At 42.2% G+C, this 18629-nt stretch carries 19 protein-coding genes; 2 read left to right on the top strand and 17 right to left on the bottom strand.

Annotated elements, in window-relative coordinates; genetic code table 11:
- Positions 1–12 precede the first annotated feature (12 nt).
- From ACVW2L_RS00625 to ACVW2L_RS00570, 12 genes are all read right to left on the bottom strand, one after another.
- Positions 13–417, bottom strand: coding sequence for a putative toxin-antitoxin system toxin component, PIN family (locus ACVW2L_RS00625; RefSeq protein WP_457130174.1), 405 nt, complete (start codon positions 415–417; stop codon positions 13–15).
- Positions 417–617: a hypothetical protein gene (locus tag ACVW2L_RS00620; protein ID WP_457126011.1), complete on the bottom strand. Its 201-nt coding sequence runs from the start codon at positions 615–617 to the stop codon at positions 417–419. Before ACVW2L_RS00620 ends, ACVW2L_RS00625 begins: the two co-directional genes overlap by 1 nt.
- Before the next feature lie 116 nt (positions 618–733).
- Positions 734–1738, bottom strand: coding sequence for a glycosyltransferase family 4 protein (locus ACVW2L_RS00615; protein ID WP_457126010.1), 1005 nt, complete (start codon positions 1736–1738; stop codon positions 734–736).
- Positions 1735–4017, bottom strand: coding sequence for a glycosyltransferase (locus ACVW2L_RS00610; protein WP_457126009.1), 2283 nt, complete (start codon positions 4015–4017; stop codon positions 1735–1737). The genes ACVW2L_RS00615 and ACVW2L_RS00610 overlap by 4 nt, the downstream gene beginning before the upstream one ends.
- A 264-nt stretch (positions 4018–4281) precedes the next feature.
- Complete coding sequence (locus ACVW2L_RS00605) at positions 4282–5469, bottom strand: aspartate aminotransferase family protein (RefSeq protein ID WP_457126008.1); 1188 nt, start codon at positions 5467–5469, stop codon at positions 4282–4284.
- A gap of 62 nt (positions 5470–5531) precedes the next feature.
- Positions 5532–6020 (bottom strand): hypothetical protein, encoded by a 489-nt coding sequence (locus tag ACVW2L_RS00600; protein ID WP_457126007.1) that lies wholly within the window; start codon positions 6018–6020, stop codon positions 5532–5534.
- Positions 6021–6030: 10 nt separating this feature from the next.
- The gene (locus tag ACVW2L_RS00595; RefSeq protein WP_457126006.1) at positions 6031–6846 is read right to left on the bottom strand and encodes a hypothetical protein; all 816 of its coding nucleotides are present in this window, start codon (positions 6844–6846) and stop codon (positions 6031–6033) included.
- 50 nt (positions 6847–6896) lie between these two features.
- The gene (locus ACVW2L_RS00590) at positions 6897–7451 is read right to left on the bottom strand and encodes an RNA polymerase sigma factor (RefSeq protein ID WP_457126005.1); all 555 of its coding nucleotides are present in this window, start codon (positions 7449–7451) and stop codon (positions 6897–6899) included.
- A 135-nt stretch (positions 7452–7586) separates the two neighbouring features.
- Positions 7587–8048, bottom strand: coding sequence for a thioredoxin-dependent thiol peroxidase (bcp, locus tag ACVW2L_RS00585; RefSeq protein WP_457126004.1), 462 nt, complete (start codon positions 8046–8048; stop codon positions 7587–7589).
- On the bottom strand, positions 8048–9751 hold the full coding sequence (locus ACVW2L_RS00580) for a M23 family metallopeptidase (protein WP_457126003.1): 1704 nt from the start codon (positions 9749–9751) through the stop codon (positions 8048–8050). Before ACVW2L_RS00580 ends, bcp begins: the two co-directional genes overlap by 1 nt.
- Before the next feature lie 95 nt (positions 9752–9846).
- Positions 9847–10458 carry a fumarylacetoacetate hydrolase family protein gene (locus ACVW2L_RS00575; protein ID WP_457126002.1) on the bottom strand — a complete coding sequence of 204 codons (612 nt, stop codon included), beginning with the start codon at positions 10456–10458 and terminating at the stop codon, positions 9847–9849.
- A gap of 124 nt (positions 10459–10582) precedes the next feature.
- A complete protein-coding gene (locus ACVW2L_RS00570) occupies positions 10583–11071 on the bottom strand; it encodes a T9SS type A sorting domain-containing protein (RefSeq protein WP_457126001.1) in 489 nt (162 codons plus the stop codon).
- Between the two features lie 202 nt (positions 11072–11273).
- Between ACVW2L_RS00570 and ACVW2L_RS00565 the strand changes: the two genes are divergently transcribed.
- Positions 11274–13232: a KUP/HAK/KT family potassium transporter gene (locus tag ACVW2L_RS00565; protein ID WP_457126000.1), complete on the top strand. Its 1959-nt coding sequence runs from the start codon at positions 11274–11276 to the stop codon at positions 13230–13232.
- A 45-nt stretch (positions 13233–13277) separates the two neighbouring features.
- Here the strand turns inward: ACVW2L_RS00565 and ACVW2L_RS00560 are convergent, their stop codons facing one another.
- Positions 13278–13937 carry a GDSL-type esterase/lipase family protein gene (locus ACVW2L_RS00560; protein ID WP_457125999.1) on the bottom strand — a complete coding sequence of 220 codons (660 nt, stop codon included), beginning with the start codon at positions 13935–13937 and terminating at the stop codon, positions 13278–13280.
- A 5-nt stretch (positions 13938–13942) separates the two neighbouring features.
- The gene (locus tag ACVW2L_RS00555; protein ID WP_457125998.1) at positions 13943–14431 is read right to left on the bottom strand and encodes a cytidine deaminase; all 489 of its coding nucleotides are present in this window, start codon (positions 14429–14431) and stop codon (positions 13943–13945) included.
- 112 nt (positions 14432–14543) lie between these two features.
- Between ACVW2L_RS00555 and ACVW2L_RS00550 the strand changes: the two genes are divergently transcribed.
- Entirely contained in the window at positions 14544–15623 is a 1080-nt protein-coding gene (locus tag ACVW2L_RS00550; protein WP_457125997.1) for an Ldh family oxidoreductase, read from the top strand.
- A gap of 336 nt (positions 15624–15959) precedes the next feature.
- Here ACVW2L_RS00550 and ACVW2L_RS00545 read toward each other — a convergent pair whose 3' ends face one another.
- From ACVW2L_RS00545 to dapB, 3 genes are all read right to left on the bottom strand, one after another.
- Positions 15960–16550 carry an REP-associated tyrosine transposase gene (locus ACVW2L_RS00545; protein ID WP_457125996.1) on the bottom strand — a complete coding sequence of 197 codons (591 nt, stop codon included), beginning with the start codon at positions 16548–16550 and terminating at the stop codon, positions 15960–15962.
- A 171-nt stretch (positions 16551–16721) separates the two neighbouring features.
- On the bottom strand, positions 16722–17840 hold the full coding sequence (gene lepB, locus ACVW2L_RS00540; protein ID WP_457125995.1) for a signal peptidase I: 1119 nt from the start codon (positions 17838–17840) through the stop codon (positions 16722–16724).
- A 25-nt stretch (positions 17841–17865) separates the two neighbouring features.
- A complete protein-coding gene (dapB, locus tag ACVW2L_RS00535; protein ID WP_457125994.1) occupies positions 17866–18624 on the bottom strand; it encodes a 4-hydroxy-tetrahydrodipicolinate reductase in 759 nt (252 codons plus the stop codon).
- Positions 18625–18629 lie beyond the last annotated feature (5 nt).

The raw sequence follows: 18629 nt of genomic DNA, 5'->3' as shown, positions 1-18629 counted from the left end.
GAAAAGAACACATTAAGATTCTTGTCTTAGTTCCCTTAGTTGCGAAAGCGTAATAATTTGCGTTCGCTTATATTTAGCAACATTTAACAATAACCTATCGCCGGTTACCAGATAGTGTGCTTTCGCTTTTAACGCTAGGGCAAATAAATAATCGTCTTTAGGGTCAGAGGTGATCTTTATAAGCTTTCCCGTTTTATAAACTTTTGTGACAAGGTCATGGAGTTCGATAACTTTTTTAATATCCGGCTGAGAAATAAACTTTGAAAATTTTGGCCGGTTAAGAACGTTGGCTATTTCGCTACGCAACTCAATACACGTTGGCAAAATAAAGCCTTCATCAGATAAGTCAGCGATAAGTTCTAACTGCTTGTTTAAAGTTAGTGTAACCCAAATATTGCAGTCTAAAACAAGAACCATCACAAACCGTCGCGCATATTTTTTATTTCAGCGACTATTTCATCCATGTCAGGCTTTAGCCCTGGTTTAATGCCCTCTGTTATTTCTTGAGCTAACAGCCTTGCTTTAGTACCATTCTGGATCTTAACGCCCAATTCCTTTAATAGCAACTTTACTAAAGTGCTCTTTTTTTCAGGTACGTTAATTATCAATGTTTCCATATAACAAATTTAACTAAAAGCGTTTAACAATACAATGCTACAGGTAACAGCTAATAATGGAGATTTAAGGAAAGATAGACCGTATTAAAAGTTCGTAATTGTTGGACACATACGCTTTAGCTTAATATTTTCTTATACAACTCAAAATAATCCTCAGCCATTTTCTTGCTGGAGAACTTGCTCTCGGCCCATTCGCGGCAATAGGTCCTGCTTATATTTTTCAGATCCTTAACCGTATCTACGGCTTGGTCAACATCTTTAACTAAAAACCCTGTTTCGCCATGTTTTATCAATTCGGGCATTGAACCGCGGTTGAAAGCAATAACCGGCGTTCCGCACAGCATGGCCTCGGCTACGCTCAAGCCAAAGGGTTCATCAAAATTTATAGGGTGTAAAAGCGCAACGGCGTCGCCTAAAAGACAATTCCGTTTTTCTGGTCCTGCGCTACCAATATATTGTATTTGCTCATCTAACAGGGGTTCTATCTTTTCTCTAAAGTAGCCCTCGTCCTGTATTATACCGGCAATAAGCAATTTGCATTTACTTTTTTTGGCAATGGCTATGGCCTCGGCTATGCCCTTATCAGGATGTATGCGGCTAAAGGATAACAGATAGTCCTGCGGATATTCGTTAAAAATGAATTTCGAGGCATCCAGTCCGTTGTAAACCGTAGCCAGGTATTCTAACTCCGGGCTTCTGTCTGAATTGCTTATAGAAACGTAATGACTGGTGCTATTGTACTTTTTATACACCGGAATAATACGCGGCGATGAAAAGCCATGTATAGTGGTTATAAAAGGTGTTTTTACTAAACGCGAATACGTTAGCGGCAAAAAATCAAAATTGTTATGGATGATATCAAACTCATTGGCCCTCTCTACCAGGTTGCTTATGTGCATGCACTCCAACACCTTGGCATCCTGCGACCTGTCCTCTTCATACCCTGTTTCGCAAACTGATTCCAGTTTACCCTCGGTTATTGAATCGCCGGTGGCAAACAAAGTAACTTCTGCACCTAATTTTATTACACCCTCGGCTATGTTTGAAGCCACTTGCTCCCACGGCCCGTAATGCCTGGGCGGTGTGCGCCAGGCAACAGGAGATAAAACGGCTACCCTCATTTAACGCCTATCAGTTTTTTTTGAGACAGCTTGTTATATTCATATTCCAGCTCAAAAGCCTGCAATACGGTAAGGTGCGATATTAAATAGGCCAATGTACTTTCTGCGCCCTGGTTACGGTTAATTCCGGTTGGCAGCAAGCCGTCGCAACAGCCTTTCGTTTCGTGGTCATATAACGGTGCACGTAAAGTATTCTCGCCCAGGAACCATTTATAGCACAAGAACATTTTTTCAATATGTTCCGGTTTCCTGAAGATCTGGTACGCCTGAAAATGCATCAGCACCATGGCCATGGTTTCAATGGCCTGCTGATCGTATGTCGGGAATGTGCCCCCGCGATAGTACCAGCCATCATTGCCCACAGGGCTCAGGTAACCGTTAGAAAGGGTTAGTTTATCCAAAAAGCCCATGGTGGTAAGTGCTATCTCTTTTACACGCTCATTGCCGGTTATTTCGCAAGAGTGCAATAAAGCCAGCGGTAAAATGGCGTTGTCATAAGTCATGCCTTCTTCAAACCACTCCCAATCGTCAGCACGGGTGTTTTCATAAGCTTCCACTAACGGATCGGTAAGGCGTATCATCTCTTTAACCATACCTTCATCGGTTGGATGCACCTTAAGGTAATGCGCAATACCTATAATAGTATTTGCCATGCCGCGCAGGTACCTAAGCGACCTAAAGTGCGGGAAAGACTTCTGGAATATCTCCGTTGCAAATTCGCGATAAGAGTTACTTGATGCGCCACCAATCAAATATCCTAATGCCCAAATGGTACGACCAAATGAATCTTCTGAACCAATATCGTCCAGATACATGCGGTTAAAACTTAAAAAATTGCGGAAGTTGCCATCATCAGTCTGCATGTAGTGAATGTAGCTCAAATAGATAGGCAGCAGATCAAAGGCTTCTTTACTATTATTACGCTTGTGCGCCATCAAAGCCATTATAAGTGCGCGCGAGTTATCGTCTAAACAATAACCTTCCTTCAGGTTAGGTATGCCATACTTAGCGTGCTGTACTATTCCTGTGTCATCGGTCAGACGAATAACATGGCCCAGGCTAAATTTCGGCATCACTTCCGGGTCAACAATACTGTTCTTTAATATTTTGTCCCTAAAATCGTGACTGTAGCAGGCTTCCTGCGCAACTTTAATAAATTCAGCACCTACAACAGGCCAGCGTAAATGTAGGCCATATTCATAGGCATTGGTGCGTAATTCGTTAAGCACACGGTCCTGGTCAAGCAGCTCAATTACGGTATCAGCCAGTGCTTCAGCGTTCTTAAAATCAAATAATCTTCCGCGGTTGTGTGCCAGCAATTCCGTGGCATGCCAGTAAGGTGTTGATACCACTGCCGCACCTGATCCTACAGCATATGATAATGTGCCGCTGGTTATCTGCGCTTCATTAAGATAAGGCGTAACATAAATTTCGGCAGCCGACAGGTATTGTATCAATTCTTCTTCGGCTACAAACTTATTAATGAAACAAAGGTTTTGAGATACCCCAAGTTGGCCGGCCAATGTTTTTAAATGGTCGCGGTATTCTTCGCCAGAGTTTTTTATAACCCCGGGATGTGTGTTACCTAAAACAACATAAGTAACATCCGGATGCTTTTGAACAATTTTCGGTAATGCTCTTACTACGGTTTCAAGGCCCTTGTTACGGCTTATTAAACCAAAGGTTAACAAAGCCCTGCGGTTTTTAAAAGGCGTAAGATTTTTTATCGGGTTGTCTTTGGGTGCTTCCAGATCCGGAACGCCGTGTTCTATTATCTGGATCTTGTCAGCAGGGATGTCGTAAATGGTGGTTAAAAACTCCACTGCACGTTGGCTCATCACAATAATTTTCGAAGACTGTTCAGCCATTTCCCTTATAATGATCCGTTGAACATAGCTTGGATCTTTAAGTACCGTATGAAGGATAGATATAAGCGGCTTTTCTAAACGATTTATTAGTGGTAATATATAAATACCGCTCTCGCCCCCATAAATGCCAAATTCGTGCTCAATTATACAAACGTCAGCGGTGCTGGTATTTATATAGTTAGCTGCGCGGATGTAGTCTTTTTGATGATTTTGCCTCACAATATATTTTACCTCATCCGGGTATTCGTACTCGTTCAGATTTTCCGAATCGGTAAGCGCAACAACGTAATCGGCTCCAAGCAAATTTTTCCTTTCAGGGAAATTTGCGCCAATTGCACGCATTAAGTTCTGATTGAATGTAGCAATTCCACACTCACGTGGCGGATAGGTTGAGATATAGGCTATTTTCATGTTTTTTAATAGATGGCTATAGTGGGTCATAACTATTTTATATGTGTATACTCAATTGACTATAAAAGCAATCAGTATTGGCTAGAAAATATGCATTTTCTGCCCTTAAAGGCATCTTTTGCGGTTATCCTGCTATAATTGCATAAACTATACCAAATAGTTAGGTAACGCGGCAACAATAGAGCGTACAGGAATGTTCGCCCTATAGGAATAAACTTAATAATCTGAAAATGTTTGGTTTAAAATTAAAAACCGACTTTCTGGTCAGGAATAAAAATTAATAGCTTCAATTATAACTGCACAAGCCTGTTTTATTTGGCTGGAGGTAATAATGAGCGGTGGCGCTACACGCATAGCATTACTGCAGTGCAAAAACCAATCGGTAATTACGCCATTTTCTATACAGCGGTCTATTATTTTTTTATTGAGGTCGAAATCTTCAAATTCAACGGCTAACATAAGGCCCATGCCTCGTATTTGTTTAATGGCAGGGTGTACAAGCAAGGTACGCATTAAACGTTCCTTCTCGCCTATCCCCTCTATAAGATTACTATCCAACAACACTTCTAATGCGGCCAGCCCCGCGGCGCAGCAAACAGGGTGCCCGCCAAAAGTGGTGATATGGCCGAGTATTGGGTTGTCTTTTAGCGCATCCATAATATGGTTTGATGTGACAAAGGCCCCTATTGGCATACCGCCGCCTAAAGCTTTTGCTAATAACAAAACATCCGGCACAATATCAAAATGTTCAAAAGCGAAGAGTTTACCTGTACGACCAAAAGCAGCCTGTATCTCGTCTAATATTAATAATGCTCCGGTTTCTGTGCAGCGCTTACGTAACGCTTGCATGTACGCAATATCCGGAACCCTTACACCTGCTTCGCCTTGAATTGTTTCAATAATTACGCAGGCAGTTTCATGAGTGATGTGCTGAAGGTCATCAACATTATTAAAGTTTATAAAACTAACACCGGGTAAAAGCGGACGATATGCCTGTTTATACTCCTCGTTCCCCATAACGCTTAATGCACCGTGTGTACTGCCGTGGTAAGAATTGTGGCATGCTACAATCTGCTGCCTTCCGGTAAAGCGTTTGGCGAGCTTAATCGCGCCCTCTACAGCCTCAGCGCCGGAGTTAACAAAGTAAACCGAAGAAAGACGTTCGGGAAGCACCGATACCAGTTTTTCTGCAAAGCGCACCTGCGGGGTTTGCACGTACTCGCCATACACCATCAGGTGCATGTATTTATCAACCTGCTGCTTTACCGCTTCAATAACTTTTGGATTACCGTGCCCCAAACTGCTTACGCCAATGCCCGATATCAGATCTGTATAGGCTTTACCTTCGCTGTTATATAAATATATACCCTCCGCGCGTTCAAACTCCAGCAGCAGCGGGAAGTTGGTAGTTTGCGCGTTGTTGGCTAAAAATAACTGGCGAAGCGTTGGCATGGCCCAAAAATACAAAAGGCCCGTCACTTATGCGACGGGCCTTTTAGGTATTACTATCTTTATTATTGGTGTTCGCCAACCATTCTTATCACTTCATCACTAAACTCACGTTCGCTTTTGTAAAGTTTGCTTAACTTTTCAGGCGGCAGTATCTTCAAAAACTCACCGTTATACCGGGTCTTTATCTCCACCAAACGGCCATCGTATTCCAGATCCTTTTTTACCTGCTCGCGACCATTGGCCTGCGCGTCAGAATTGTTTAATCTTTTTAACCTGCGCACCTCAATTATTTCGTCCTGGTATCGTTTGTATATGGGCCAAAAACGTGCCGCCTCATCAGTAGTAAGCTGAAGATTCTGATCAAGATATTTCTGCTTTATTGCCTGCAACTTTTGTACTCCGCCTGCATTAGGCATCTGGTTAAAACGTGGCTGCCTGTTATCAGGTCCTGCGGGGCGGAAACTGTTACGCGGAATACCCTGCGCTTTGGCACCAAAGCTTGCAACCAGTAGTAATAAAGCAATAAAAATATGTTTGGTAAACGCTTTCATTATCCTTAATTTATAGCTCATCCACATAATCCTTTACCTCGGCGTTAAAGGCCGCATCTTTAACCGGCAATTCTTCAATACCTACAGTATGCTGTACATCACCACCATCCATACTTACCTGAATATATCCTTGCAGCTCATCCAACGGTACGTTTGATAACTCTTTATGCAGATACGTTGCATTATGTGCCTCAATACTTGTTGCCGATGGCCACAACATAAAGCTTGCCCCGGCTACCAATACAAAACAAGCGGCAGTAGCATATTTAAACGCGGTAGATCTCATTAATCTGATAACCCCACCCTTGCGTTGTACCGCTTCCTGTGTAACTGTTTTATTTAAAATTTTGGCATTAAGCTGCTCAAAATAACCTTCAGGTACAGTAAATGCTTGCTCATCGGCCAAGGCTTCTTCAACAAACACGCGGCTTTGTATCTGGCTGCTCAGGCTTTCAAAATAACCAACAGGCACCTCAAAAGCTTCGCCGGCCTCCATTGCTTCCTCAACCGCAATGCGGCTTTGTATATTATCGCTTAAATTTTCAAAATAACCGGCAGGCACTGCAAAACCAACATCCTGCTTATCAAGAGCTTCTTCAACAGTTATTATGGCTTGTATATTGCCGGTTAACTGTTCAAAATACCCCTCGGGCACTGTAAATTCTGCAGCATCACTTTTCAGCTCCTCCATTCTCACGGCAGCCATTATACACTCATCTAATCCCTCAAAATAACCATCGGGCACCGCAAACGGGTTGGCTTTACCAACCAGATCTGGCAGTTTACCGTCTTCCGGCCATTCTTTATTTTCTATATCAATTGTCATGATACCCTATAGATGAAATTTAGATGAAAAGGTTTAACAACAAATTTAATTTATTCTTCGGCTAATAAAATAGCTTCAATTTTTTTTACTGCTAAATGGTATGATGCTTTTAAAGCACCAACGCTGGTACCTAATACATCAGACATTTCCTCGTATTTCATATTCTCGTAATACTTCATATTAAATACAAGGCGTTGCTTCTCGGGCAGGGTAATAATGGCTTCCTGTAGTTTTTTCTGTGCTTTATCGCCATTAAAGTAGCTGCCTTCTACCAGGGTATCGGCCAGCGAGTAGTCTACATCATCTAATGATATGTTGTTCTTTTGTTTCTTTTTGTTCAGAAATGTAATGCACTCATTACTGGCTATGCGATACATCCACGTATAAAGCTGCGAGTCGCTGCGGAAAGTGGCCAGGTTTTTCCATACTTTAATAAATACGTCCTGCACCAGGTCGTCGGCATCATCATGGTCCAGGACCATACGGCGTATGTGCCAGTAAATTTTTTGCTGATATTTTTTAAGCAACAGGTTAAACGCCTCATTGCGGGTGCGCTCATCCTGAAATTTGCTTAATATCTCTGCATCTTCTACCTGTGTTGACATATTTTTTATTTTAACTACGTATTAAATAGTTTTAAAGGTTTTTTGTTTCAGCCCTCTCTAAATCTCCCCGGCAGAGGAGACTTTTGACGTTCTTAATGTAAAATCAAAAAGCCCTCCCTTCCGGAGAGGGTTGGGCTATCCCACCAGATCAAGCACCTGCTGTGATGCTGCCTGCGAATCAACTTTATCAATAACATGCAGAATAACGCCATCAGCACCAATAATAAATGTTGTGCGTATAATGCCCATATATTCGCGGCCGAAAAGCTTTTTTTCGCCCCAAACATCGTAAGCATTTACAATTTTCATATCAGTATCTGCCAGTAAGGGAAAAGGCAAGCTGTATTTTTTAATAAATTTTTTGTGCGATTTCTCGTCATCTGCGCTTACGCCAATTACCTGATAGCCTTTAGAAAGCAACGACTGGTAATTGTCCCTGAAATCGCAGGCTTCTACCGTGCAGGTAGGCGTGTCGTCTTTCGGGTAGAAATAAAGTACAACGGTTTTTCCTTTAAAATCGATCAAAGAAACCGGCGTTCCATTCTGGTCTTTAGCGGTAAACCCGGGCGCTTTATCGCCTGCTTTTAATTGTGACATTATCTGTAAAATTCGGCTTTAAATTGTCTTGCGTTGTTTTTATAATCGCTTACGGTTAGCTCAAACAAGTGCTTACCTGCGGCAACAGCGCTATCAAAGGTATAACTTAACACGCGTGTTTTATAATCCCACTCCATTAAAACCCATTTACCATCAATATAGCCGTTATAACTTTTTATGCCCGATAGATTATCGCTTAACCTAAAAGACACCTTCTTTGCTGCCGCCAGGTTGCTACCTGTTTGTATATTGATGGGCGTAATGCCTGGCGCAACGGTATCTACCCTGATATAGTAATCGCCAAAAACGCGGGGAGTAGCTTTAAGGAACGCTCCGTCTATGGTTGTACTGTCGCAATAACCGGCAGTATTTACAATTACAGCTTTTTCAATTAGCTTGCCCATATCCGCATCCGGCTTTATCCAAAGCTCAAAATCTTCATGAATTGGTGTAAAACGGTTATGTATGCGGTGCGTTGCAGAAAAAGCGCCCTCACGTTTGGGTAGCAATGTATAGTTAAAGTCTACATCATCATACAAGTTACCGGGCGTTACGCTTACTTTAACTTTATCGGTAGTAAAATCATTCTTTTTATTGTAGCTAAACAATGTGCCTTTTACAGGTGCATCAGCAACAGATGGTTTAATTACCGACCGCACCTTTAATTTAAGCGTTGATGTATTACCGGCTATGTCTTTTACCACGTACGCTACATCGTGCTCGGCCACGTCATTAAAAGTTACAATACCCCGGTTCTCTGATTGTGGGTACAGCGAAATATTACTGCCGGGCATTATAAAACACTTTTGTATTTGCCTGCCCTGCAATAAATAAGTAGGATAATCAATATAGGCATTGATGGCATGCGTCTGATCAAAGGCAAAGCGCTCCACCGCAAATGTATAAACAGTGCGCCCATCAACTTTTAACTCAATTGAGTACACGCCGTTGCGGTTGGCCGAAGTGCTGTTAACATCAGTTGCACTTATACCAAAACCTGTATTGCCGCTAACTTCTATTACCTGCGGTTTGCTTAGCCGGTAATTGCCGGCATTACCGGTAACAGCCAAAAGTTTGTGTTGTGTATTCTCGCTAAATGGCTTATCGCCTAACTGGTAAACTGCGGCTGCTGTAATTGTTGGCGGCACTTTATCTGCTATGGTTAATCCAAACAGTTGCGGATTAATGGTTTGCTCGGTAGCAGCGTCGCGCAGCTCAAAATGCAGATGCGGCCCGGCAGAGGCGCCTGTGTTACCAGATATGGCAATAACCTGCCCCTGGTTTACCGGCATATGCAACGGAGGCACCTGAAAATCAACATCATATTTATGTTGGTTGTATTGAGCCTGCCGCACAGCCTCAGCAAGTTGCGGACTAAAACTCTGTAAATGCCCGTAAACGCTGGTAAACCCATTGGGATGCGTAATATAAATAGCGTTGCCAAAGCCACCAATCTGCACGCGCAGTCTTGAGATATACCCAACAGCCACCGCATGTACAGGATACCCGGTACGCTGGTTGGTTTTAAAATCAAGCCCTGAGTGAAAGTGATTGGGCCTTAACTCGCCGAATGAACCAGCGGTACTTGGCGCAAGATCAAGCGGGTATTTAAAAAACCCTTGCGGATATTGCCTGCTTTGTATGGTTTGGGCATTTGCAAAAAAAGCACAGCTTAAAAAAATCAGGGTTAAAAGTTTATTCATCAGCAGAAAATGGACAAAGCAGTTTTGCTGCTTTTAAATTGAACAGTTAATATGTTATACAAATAACATAAGCCCAAATTCGGTATTTTGTTTAACTACTTTATGTAAAAATCCAGTAGCTTTTCGCCTTCAAGGTAACCCTCTAACCTATCGCCTATGTTTACTTTGGCAACGCCTTGGGGGGTACCAGTAAATATCAGGTCGCCTTTTTTTAGGGTGATGTATTGGGAAACGAAAGAGATAAGGTATTCAAAAGAAAATATAAGATCTTTAGTGTTACCCACTTGCCTGCTCTCGCCATTTACATCCAAATTAAAATTAATGGCATACAGATCAGCAAATTGTGACTTGGGTACAAAATTGCTAACCGGCGCAGAGTTATCAAACGCTTTGGCAAGTTCCCAGGGTAGCCCTTTTTCTTTTTGGCGCTGCTGAATATCGCGGGCGGTAAAATCAATGCCGAGGGCAATCTCCTCAAAATAACTCCCTGCAAATTTCTCGCTTATGTGTTTTCCCTCTTTGCTTACTTTCAATACAACTTCAATCTCATGGTGTACATCCTGCGAAAAATCTGGGTGATAAAAAGGTTTGTTATCTTTTAGCAACGCGGTATCAGGCTTCATAAATATAACCGGCGAAGTTGGCACAGGGTTATTAAGTTCTTTAGCATGCTCTGCATAATTGCGGCCGATAGCGATGATCTTCATAGTTATTAATGAGTGATTGAGTGAATGCTTCGCCGGCCAAAATAATGATAAAAAGAATAATTACTGATGCGGCAATCGAATAATTACAATTACTCACTCATTCAATAATTCATTCCTTCACTAATTACAAAATGGATATCCGCTTTATAACAGATTCCGTACCGGCTATTACACGTATAAAATAAAACCCCTTGTTCATTGTTTTACTTATAGGGAAAGAACCTGTTTGCTCGCCGGGGTCAACCCTTCTTGAAAACAGTGTAAGTACGTCATTACCCAGTACATCAACCATTTTTATGGTTACATTGGTGTTTCTTGATATAGAATAGCGCAGGTTTATCTGGTCGGTTATTGGGTTAGGATAAATCTCAATGCCGCTCAGCAATTTATCGTCGGGTTTAGGTACGCTTAACTTAATATTTGATATCGTACCTGCTTTCCACGGTGGCACGGTAAAACTAAGCGCATTCTTTTTGGTTTTCTTTTTTGGGAAAACGTTGAAAGTAGTATCGCGTTGTTGGGGAGGGGCGGCAAATGAACGCGCAATGTTTGCAGGCACCACTATTGCGATGATACTTATGCACAAACATGTATACGTAAAAAGTCTCCTCATATTAAATCCCACGCAAAAGTATAAATAAACGCTTCATTACTTTTAAAACAGATAATTTTGTTACCCATTTTAACACTTTTTAACAATCAAGGTTTAATTGAGTAGTTGATTTATACGATTTTACTAAAAATTAGTTCTAAGCTTTTTATAATCTCTGGTAATCATATTTTTTTTAATTTTGGGCTTTTTATAACAAAAAATAGTGTCGCAACATAAAGATCTGTCAAAACTGTCAGCCGCCGGGCTCCTGATCAGTTTGGGAATAATTTACGGTGATATAGGTACTTCACCGCTATACGTATTTAAAGCCATTGTCGGTTCGCAAAGTATCTCTGAAGTATTAGTATACGGCGGTGTGTCCTGTATTTTTTGGACGCTTACCTTGCAGACCACATTAAAATATGTAGTAATAACACTTCGCGCTGATAACAAAGGCGAGGGTGGTATTTTCTCTTTATTTTCATTGGTCAGACGCAAGGCAAAATGGTTAATAGTGCCGGCCATTATTGGTGGTTGTGCTTTGCTGGCCGATGGTATAATTACGCCACCAATTACCATCTCGTCAGCAATTGAAGGCCTACAGACCTATTACCCCAATATATACACCGAAGCTATAGTTATTATCATTATAGCTATGCTGTTTATTATTCAACAGTTCGGCACATCATTGGTGGGCAAGGCCTTTGGCCCTATAATGTTTCTTTGGTTTACCATGATGGGTGTTTTAGGCATTCATTTTATATGGCAGCATCCGGCGGTATTAAAAGCGTTAAGCCCTCACTATGCGTTTGTATTGTTAAGTACCAATCCTTCGGCGTTTGCTATTTTGGGTGCGGTTTTTTTATGTACCACCGGAGCCGAAGCCCTTTATTCAGACCTTGGGCATTGCGGGCGCAAAAACATACAAATAAGCTGGATATACGTTAAAACCTGTTTGATATTAAACTATTTAGGGCAGGCGGTATGGCTATTGCAACATGATGGCCAGGTACTTGATCTTAACAAACTCAATCCGTTTTTTCAGATAATGCCTGAACAATTTTTAATAATTGGGATAGCCATAGCAACGGCCGCTGCTGTTATTGCCAGCCAGGCGCTTATATCTGGTTCTTTCACGTTAATAGCCGAAGCCGTGCGTTTAAACTTATGGCCCAAGGTTAAAATAAGATACCCGAGCGAACAAAAAGGTCAGCTATATGTACCCAGCATAAACTGGATACTTTGCCTGGGTTGTATAGGCGTGGTATTGTTATTTAAAGAATCGTCAAAAATGGAAGCAGCCTATGGGTTAAGTATTACCCTGGCTATGTTAATGACCACCATATTGGTGTCCAAATTTTTAACGCGCAAAAAAGTACCGCAATATCTGGTTGCACTCTTCCTGGTTATGTACCTGCTTATTGAAGGAACGTTCCTGGTGGGTAACCTGGGTAAATTTGCAGAAGGCGGCTGGTTCACACTTTCAATGGGCTTGGTTCTTTTCATAGTAATGTGGACCTGGCATCACGCTCGTCAAATCCGCAACAGGTATGTTAAATTTATTGAGATAGAGGATTATTACGGCATTTTAAAGGAGTTAAGCGACGATGAAACCGTACCTAAATATGCATCGCAACTGGTGTATTTAACCAGTGCCAATTTCAACTCAGAAGTTGAATCTAAAATTATTTACTCCATCCTTCAAAAACAGCCTAAACGGGCAGATGTATATTGGCTGGTGCATGTTGACGTGGTGGATGAACCTTACAAACGCGAATACGAAGTTGACGTTTTAGTGCCCAACAAACTCATCAGGATAGACTTTAAATTAGGTTTCAGGGTAGAGCAGCAGATAAACCTGCTGTTCCGTCGTGTTGTGGAGGATCTGGTAAAAAATGGCGAGGTTGATATAACAAGCACCTACAAATCTTTAAATAAACATAAAATTGTTGGCGATTTCCGTTTTGTTGTGATTGAAAAAGTATTGTCGCGCTCACATAACTTATCGCTTTACGAAAAGTTAACCATGTTACTTTACAGCTACTTAAAAAACCTGAGTCTGTCTGAAGAGCGCGGTTTTGGGCTTGACCTAAGCTTTGTTACGATTGAAAAAGTACCGCTGATGCTCACCGCGCCTGATGCTGTAGAGATTGAGCGGGTATATCCGCAAAGCGTACATTAACTATAAAAAACATATAGAAAAACCCGCACCCAAAATGCGGGTTTTTTATTTTAAGTAGGGCTTTAAAACGGCTTCCCATTTGTCATAACCCTTGCTGTTAAAATGAATCATATCCTGAACAAATAAAGCAGAATCTGGCAGAGCGGTGCCTGCTTTTAAAATAGGTGTAGCGGTATCAACAAAGTGCGTTTTGCCTTTTGTAGCTATAAATGCTTTTATCATGTTATTAGCTATAACTACATTATTATATGCATTAGCCCTGGCGGGGCTTTTTTTGATAGCTAAAAAATAGATCTCGGCATCAGGCAGCTTTTCTCTTATCATTTGCCAAAGCAGGCTAAACTGATCTGCTACATACTGTGCAGATTTTCCTTTAGCCAAATCATTGTCGCCTACGTAGATAAATACTTTGCCTGGTTGATAAGGCGTTACCATATAAGGCACATAATAGCTCACCCATTGACCAATCTCTGTGCCGCCAAGGCCCCTGTTGATAATAGGTACACCGGCAAAGCGCTGCTCTATATCGGCCCAGCGCCTTATTGATGATGAGCCAACAAAAAGAGCAGCACCCGGCTTAGGGAAATTCAGACTATCCTGGTGTTGAAATTGCTTAACTTCATTAGCAAAAGGGAAACTTAGCTGTGCATACGCACCGCAGTAAATGCAAGTGATTAGAAGCGCAAATAAAAAAAGTCTTTTCATAATTGTTAACCGTTTAGGCGTTCCTCAAAAAACAAAAATGGCAAAAACGTTTCAATGCCGTTAATTACCCAGGTTGGCCCTTCAAGGCAATACAATATGGTTTTTACAGGGGTGCCTTGCTTCTTCTCGTACTCGGCCAGCACCTGCAGGCATGATCCGCAGGAAGCTACCGGCTTAAGCAGCGCAAATTCTTCGGTGAACGCGGTTACAGCCATGGCCTCAATAGGGTCATTGGGATGGTTGGCGCCCCAATGGAACAGCGCCACCCGCTCGGCGCATAAACCCGAAGGATAGGCCGCGTTTTCCTGGTTACTGCCCAGTATAACTTTGCCACTTTGCAAACGCAGGGCCGCTCCCACTCTAAATTTTGAATAAGGCGAATGCGAGTTTTCCATAGCATTTACCGCCTGTTGGCACAGCTGCTGATCTGCCGCATCCAATTCTTTTACCGACTCGTATTCCTGAAAGGATATTTTTATTTCGTGGTTTGTCATTCTTTTTTTCTTACCCGATAGCTAATGTTATAACGGGGGGAAACAAGATAGGGATTAATATTTGTATTAAAAAGCTGGTACGGCAATGGTGCGGAAAGCAATATATTTGTGAATGCTCATCAAAGAAACCTCTTTACGCAAATTTACAAACGGGATATTTTTAGCCATGGGTTGCAGTGCGGAACATGCTGAACTGGCAACAAATGTATTACTGCTTGCCGATCTTCGTGGTATAGATTCTCACGGAGTGGCGCGTTTAACAGGCTATGTACGTTTGTGGGAGAAAAAGCGCATCAACGCCACACCCGATATAAAAATAGTGCACCAGACTGCCACCACCGCCACTGTTGACGGCGACGCGGGTTTGGGCCTGGTAGTGGCGCCGTTTGCTATGCAACTGGCTATTGAAAAAGCACAGACATACGGTTCGGGATGGGTGGCTATACGTAACTCTAACCATTTTGGCATAGCGGGCTACCATGCCTTAATGGCTGTTGAGCAGGACATGATAGGCTATGCCTTAACCAACGCAAGTCCGTTGGTGGTGCCTACCTTTTCTAACGAACGTATGTTAGGCACCAACCCTATTTGCTACGGTTTCCCGGCAGGTAAATACCCGCCTGTTATTATTGATATGGCTACATCCGCGGCGGCCAATGGTAAATTAGAGATAGCGCAACGGGCAGGCAAACCCGTGCCGGAAGGCTGGATACAAGCCAAAGACGGCAGCTATACTACCGATCCGTTTGCGTTAAAAAGTGGTGGCGGCTTGCTGCCATTAGGTAGCGACCGCGAGCATGGCAGCCATAAAGGTTTTGGCTTGGCTGCTGCTGTTGATATTTTGTCGGGTGTACTTTCGGGTGCTAACTACGGGCCCTGGGTGCCGCCTTTTGTGGCTTTTTTAGAACCGCCTACCGACCCCGTAGGCGCAGGCATTGGCCATTTTGTGGGCGCTATGCGGATAGATGGCTTCCGCCCGGCTCAGGATTTTAAGGACCATATCGATAACTGGATAAGCCGCTTTAAATCGGCATCGCGCGTTAACGAAGATCAAAAGGTAATTATACCAGGCGAGCCAGAGTTTGAAGCGGAAATTGACCGCCGCGCTAATGGTATACCACTGGTTGATGCTGTGGTGGATGATTTGAATGAGGTGGCCAAAAAACTAAACGTTAACCCCCTAACCCCCTGAAGGGGGAACTTTGGCGGGTAAATGAACACGTGTGGCGTTTCACAAAAACATACGACACGGAAGAAACGATTGAAACGCGATTTTCGGCTGGGTCAATGATTATCAGTTAGTTGACTTCCACTATTGAAACGCCATGAAACTACTTTTAAGTCAGTTTTTTTACCTGTAGATATTCATTAAATAAATGGAAATTAATTGTTTGCGAAATAGTTCGATTTACGCTTATAATTGAAACGCTTTTGCTAAGAGACTCTGCTCGCCTTCACGTTAGTCCGGATTTATAATCCCGGACTTAAATTTCACGTTAGTCCGGATTTATAATCCCGGACTTAAATTTCAGGGGATTTGCAATCCCCGTAATCCGGTGTTAATATCTTCAAGTACTGTAACCTCAAGCATTGCGTTATACTCACCTACATATTGAGCTGCCGAACTTAATACATAATCTTCGGCCCTGTATACCATACCTGCCGTTACAGGGTTTTCATGAATATAGTTGATCTTTTGTTCTATAAATTTAGACGTTGTCAACTCAATAGGATGCAGACCGTCCTGCCAAAATTTATAGTTTTTTATCTTGGGATTATATTTTCCGGCATAAGCAAAATGCCGTAGCAACCACTCGCGTCTGCTCTCAGCAATTTCAATTATGGATTGGATGATTCTTTTTGAGGTAAATTTTTTAAAATCGCGCATTACATCTGAAAGTGTGAACTCACCCTGGTTAACGGATACTATTAAATGTAAATGACTTGGCATTAAACACCATGCATAAATAATCAGTCCTTTATTTTGCTGGCAATATTTTAGCGATTCCACTAAATCATTACAAAGTTCCTTACGGGTAAATACGTCTATCCAGTCTACAACAGTTATTGTTAAAAAGTATAATTCGTCGTTAGCTGTGATACGGTATTTAAAGCCCATAATTAAATGTAAGGATTTTTCTACGCGGATTGCAAATCCGCCTGCGTTTTGAGTCCAGGATTATAAATCCGGACTAACACTTAAGAACTTATTGTTTGTGCACAAAAAAGCCCTGCGGTATACCGCAAGGCTCAAAAACTCTTAGTTCCCCCTTTAGGGGGCTGTGGGCTCTTAATTTATCCCTCTAAACAACCTGTTCCAGCGTATTTTGCTAAAGAAAGATCCATCGCTATCCCAACTCATCCAGATGAATAAGGCTTTACCAACGATATGATCCTCGGGAACAAAACCCCAGAAACGCGAATCCAACGAATCGTGACGGTTATCGCCCATCATCCAGTAATAATTCATTTTAAAGGTATAGGTGTCGGTCTTTACGCCATTTATCAGGATATTGCTACCCTCCTCTTTTAAGATGTTACCTTCATATACGGTGATAGCGCGGCGGTAAAGAGGCAGGGTTAAGCTATCTAATTTAACAGTCCATCCTTTTTTGGGGATAATTACCGGCCCGAAGTTGTCAACATTCCAGCCAAACTTATGGTCGTTAGCATATTTAAAGTCTACCGGAAAAACACCCTGATCGCCGCCGGTTTTAGGCTGCACGCGCGGTTTTATAGAAGTTACGTTTGAATAACCTTTTATAGTGTTGGCAGCCTCCTTGGTCATGGTGTAATACGGGTTGCCTTCATAGTTAGAAACGTGAAGCTCCCTTAAAACCTCGGGGTTAATATCTACACCGCTTGTTGTAACATCATAATCAATTTGCTGGCCGGGCTTGTCTTCTACAGCTTTGCCGTTGATATATACCTGCGCATCTATCAGTTTCACCGTATCGCCGGCAATACCTATACAGCGTTTAATATAGTTTTCGCGCTTGTCTACAGGGCGCAAATAAGGCGAATCGGCCTCCATAGGGTAGTTAAACACTACAACGTCCTGGCGCTTAATTTCGCTAAAACCAGGCAGGCGATGGTAGCCTAACTCCCAACCATCCCAATAAGCCTTGGTATTAATAATGGGCATGGTATGATGCGCAAACGGGAACGCGATAGGCGTCATTGGTGTACGCGGACCATAATTTAACTTACTTACAAACAAAAAATCGCCTACTAACAGTGAGCGCTCCATTGATGGCGTAGGTATAGTATAAGCCTCAATAAAAAAGGTACGTATAAGGGTAGCAGCTATAACGGCAAAGATGATAGCATCTGTCCACTCGCGGGTAGTGCTTTTTTTCTTTTTATCGGCGGTTTTAGTTTTTTTTCTGTTCCAGAATTTCCAGTTCATTTGTTTTTAAAATATCGTGTCAATGTTATCTATTATTTAGGGTAAAATCAAACATATCTTCTACAGAATAAAACCCTTGCTTATTCTGTATCCATTCGGCAGCTATAACGGCGCCTAAAGCAAAGCCGTTGCGGTTATGGGCGGTATGTTTAAATTCTATGGCATCTACTTCCGAGTCGTAAATAACGGTATGGGTGCCCGGTACACTGTCAATACGGTATGATTCTATTAAAACTTCGTCAGCAGTTATATTGTCTGTCCCTTCCAGGCCCTCGGCAGTTAAAACGTTTACCCATTGCTTTTTCGCATCAAGGTTCTCAATAATGCCCTCGGCAATGGTTATGGCCGTTCCGCTTGGCGAGTCCAGCTTTTGGGTATGGTGTATCTCTTCTACCTGCACATCATAATAACTGTACCCGTTCATTATTTTGGCAAGCATTTTATTTACATGGAAGAATATATTTACGCCCACACTAAAATTGGTACCGTAAATAAATGCAAGGCCCTCCTGTTCACAACGTTGTTTTATGGCAGGCAGGCTATCGTGCCAGCCAGTTGTACCCACTACAACCGGCACGCCGGCATTTAAACACTGCGTTATATTTGCTAACGCCGTGTGCGGTGTGCTAAATTCTATTGCAACATCGGCCTTTTGCAGGTTGTCTGCAGTTAATTCGTTTATGTTATCGTGATCTATTTTTAAAACGATTTCGTGCTTACGGTCAAGGGCTATCTTTTCAATGATCTTACCCATTTTGCCGTAACCTAATAATGCAATTTTCATCTCGT

This window comes from Mucilaginibacter sp. HD30 (assembly GCF_054061755.1).
Note: the sequence above shows the minus strand (reverse complement) of the source record. Positions and strands in the feature narration are given on the sequence as shown.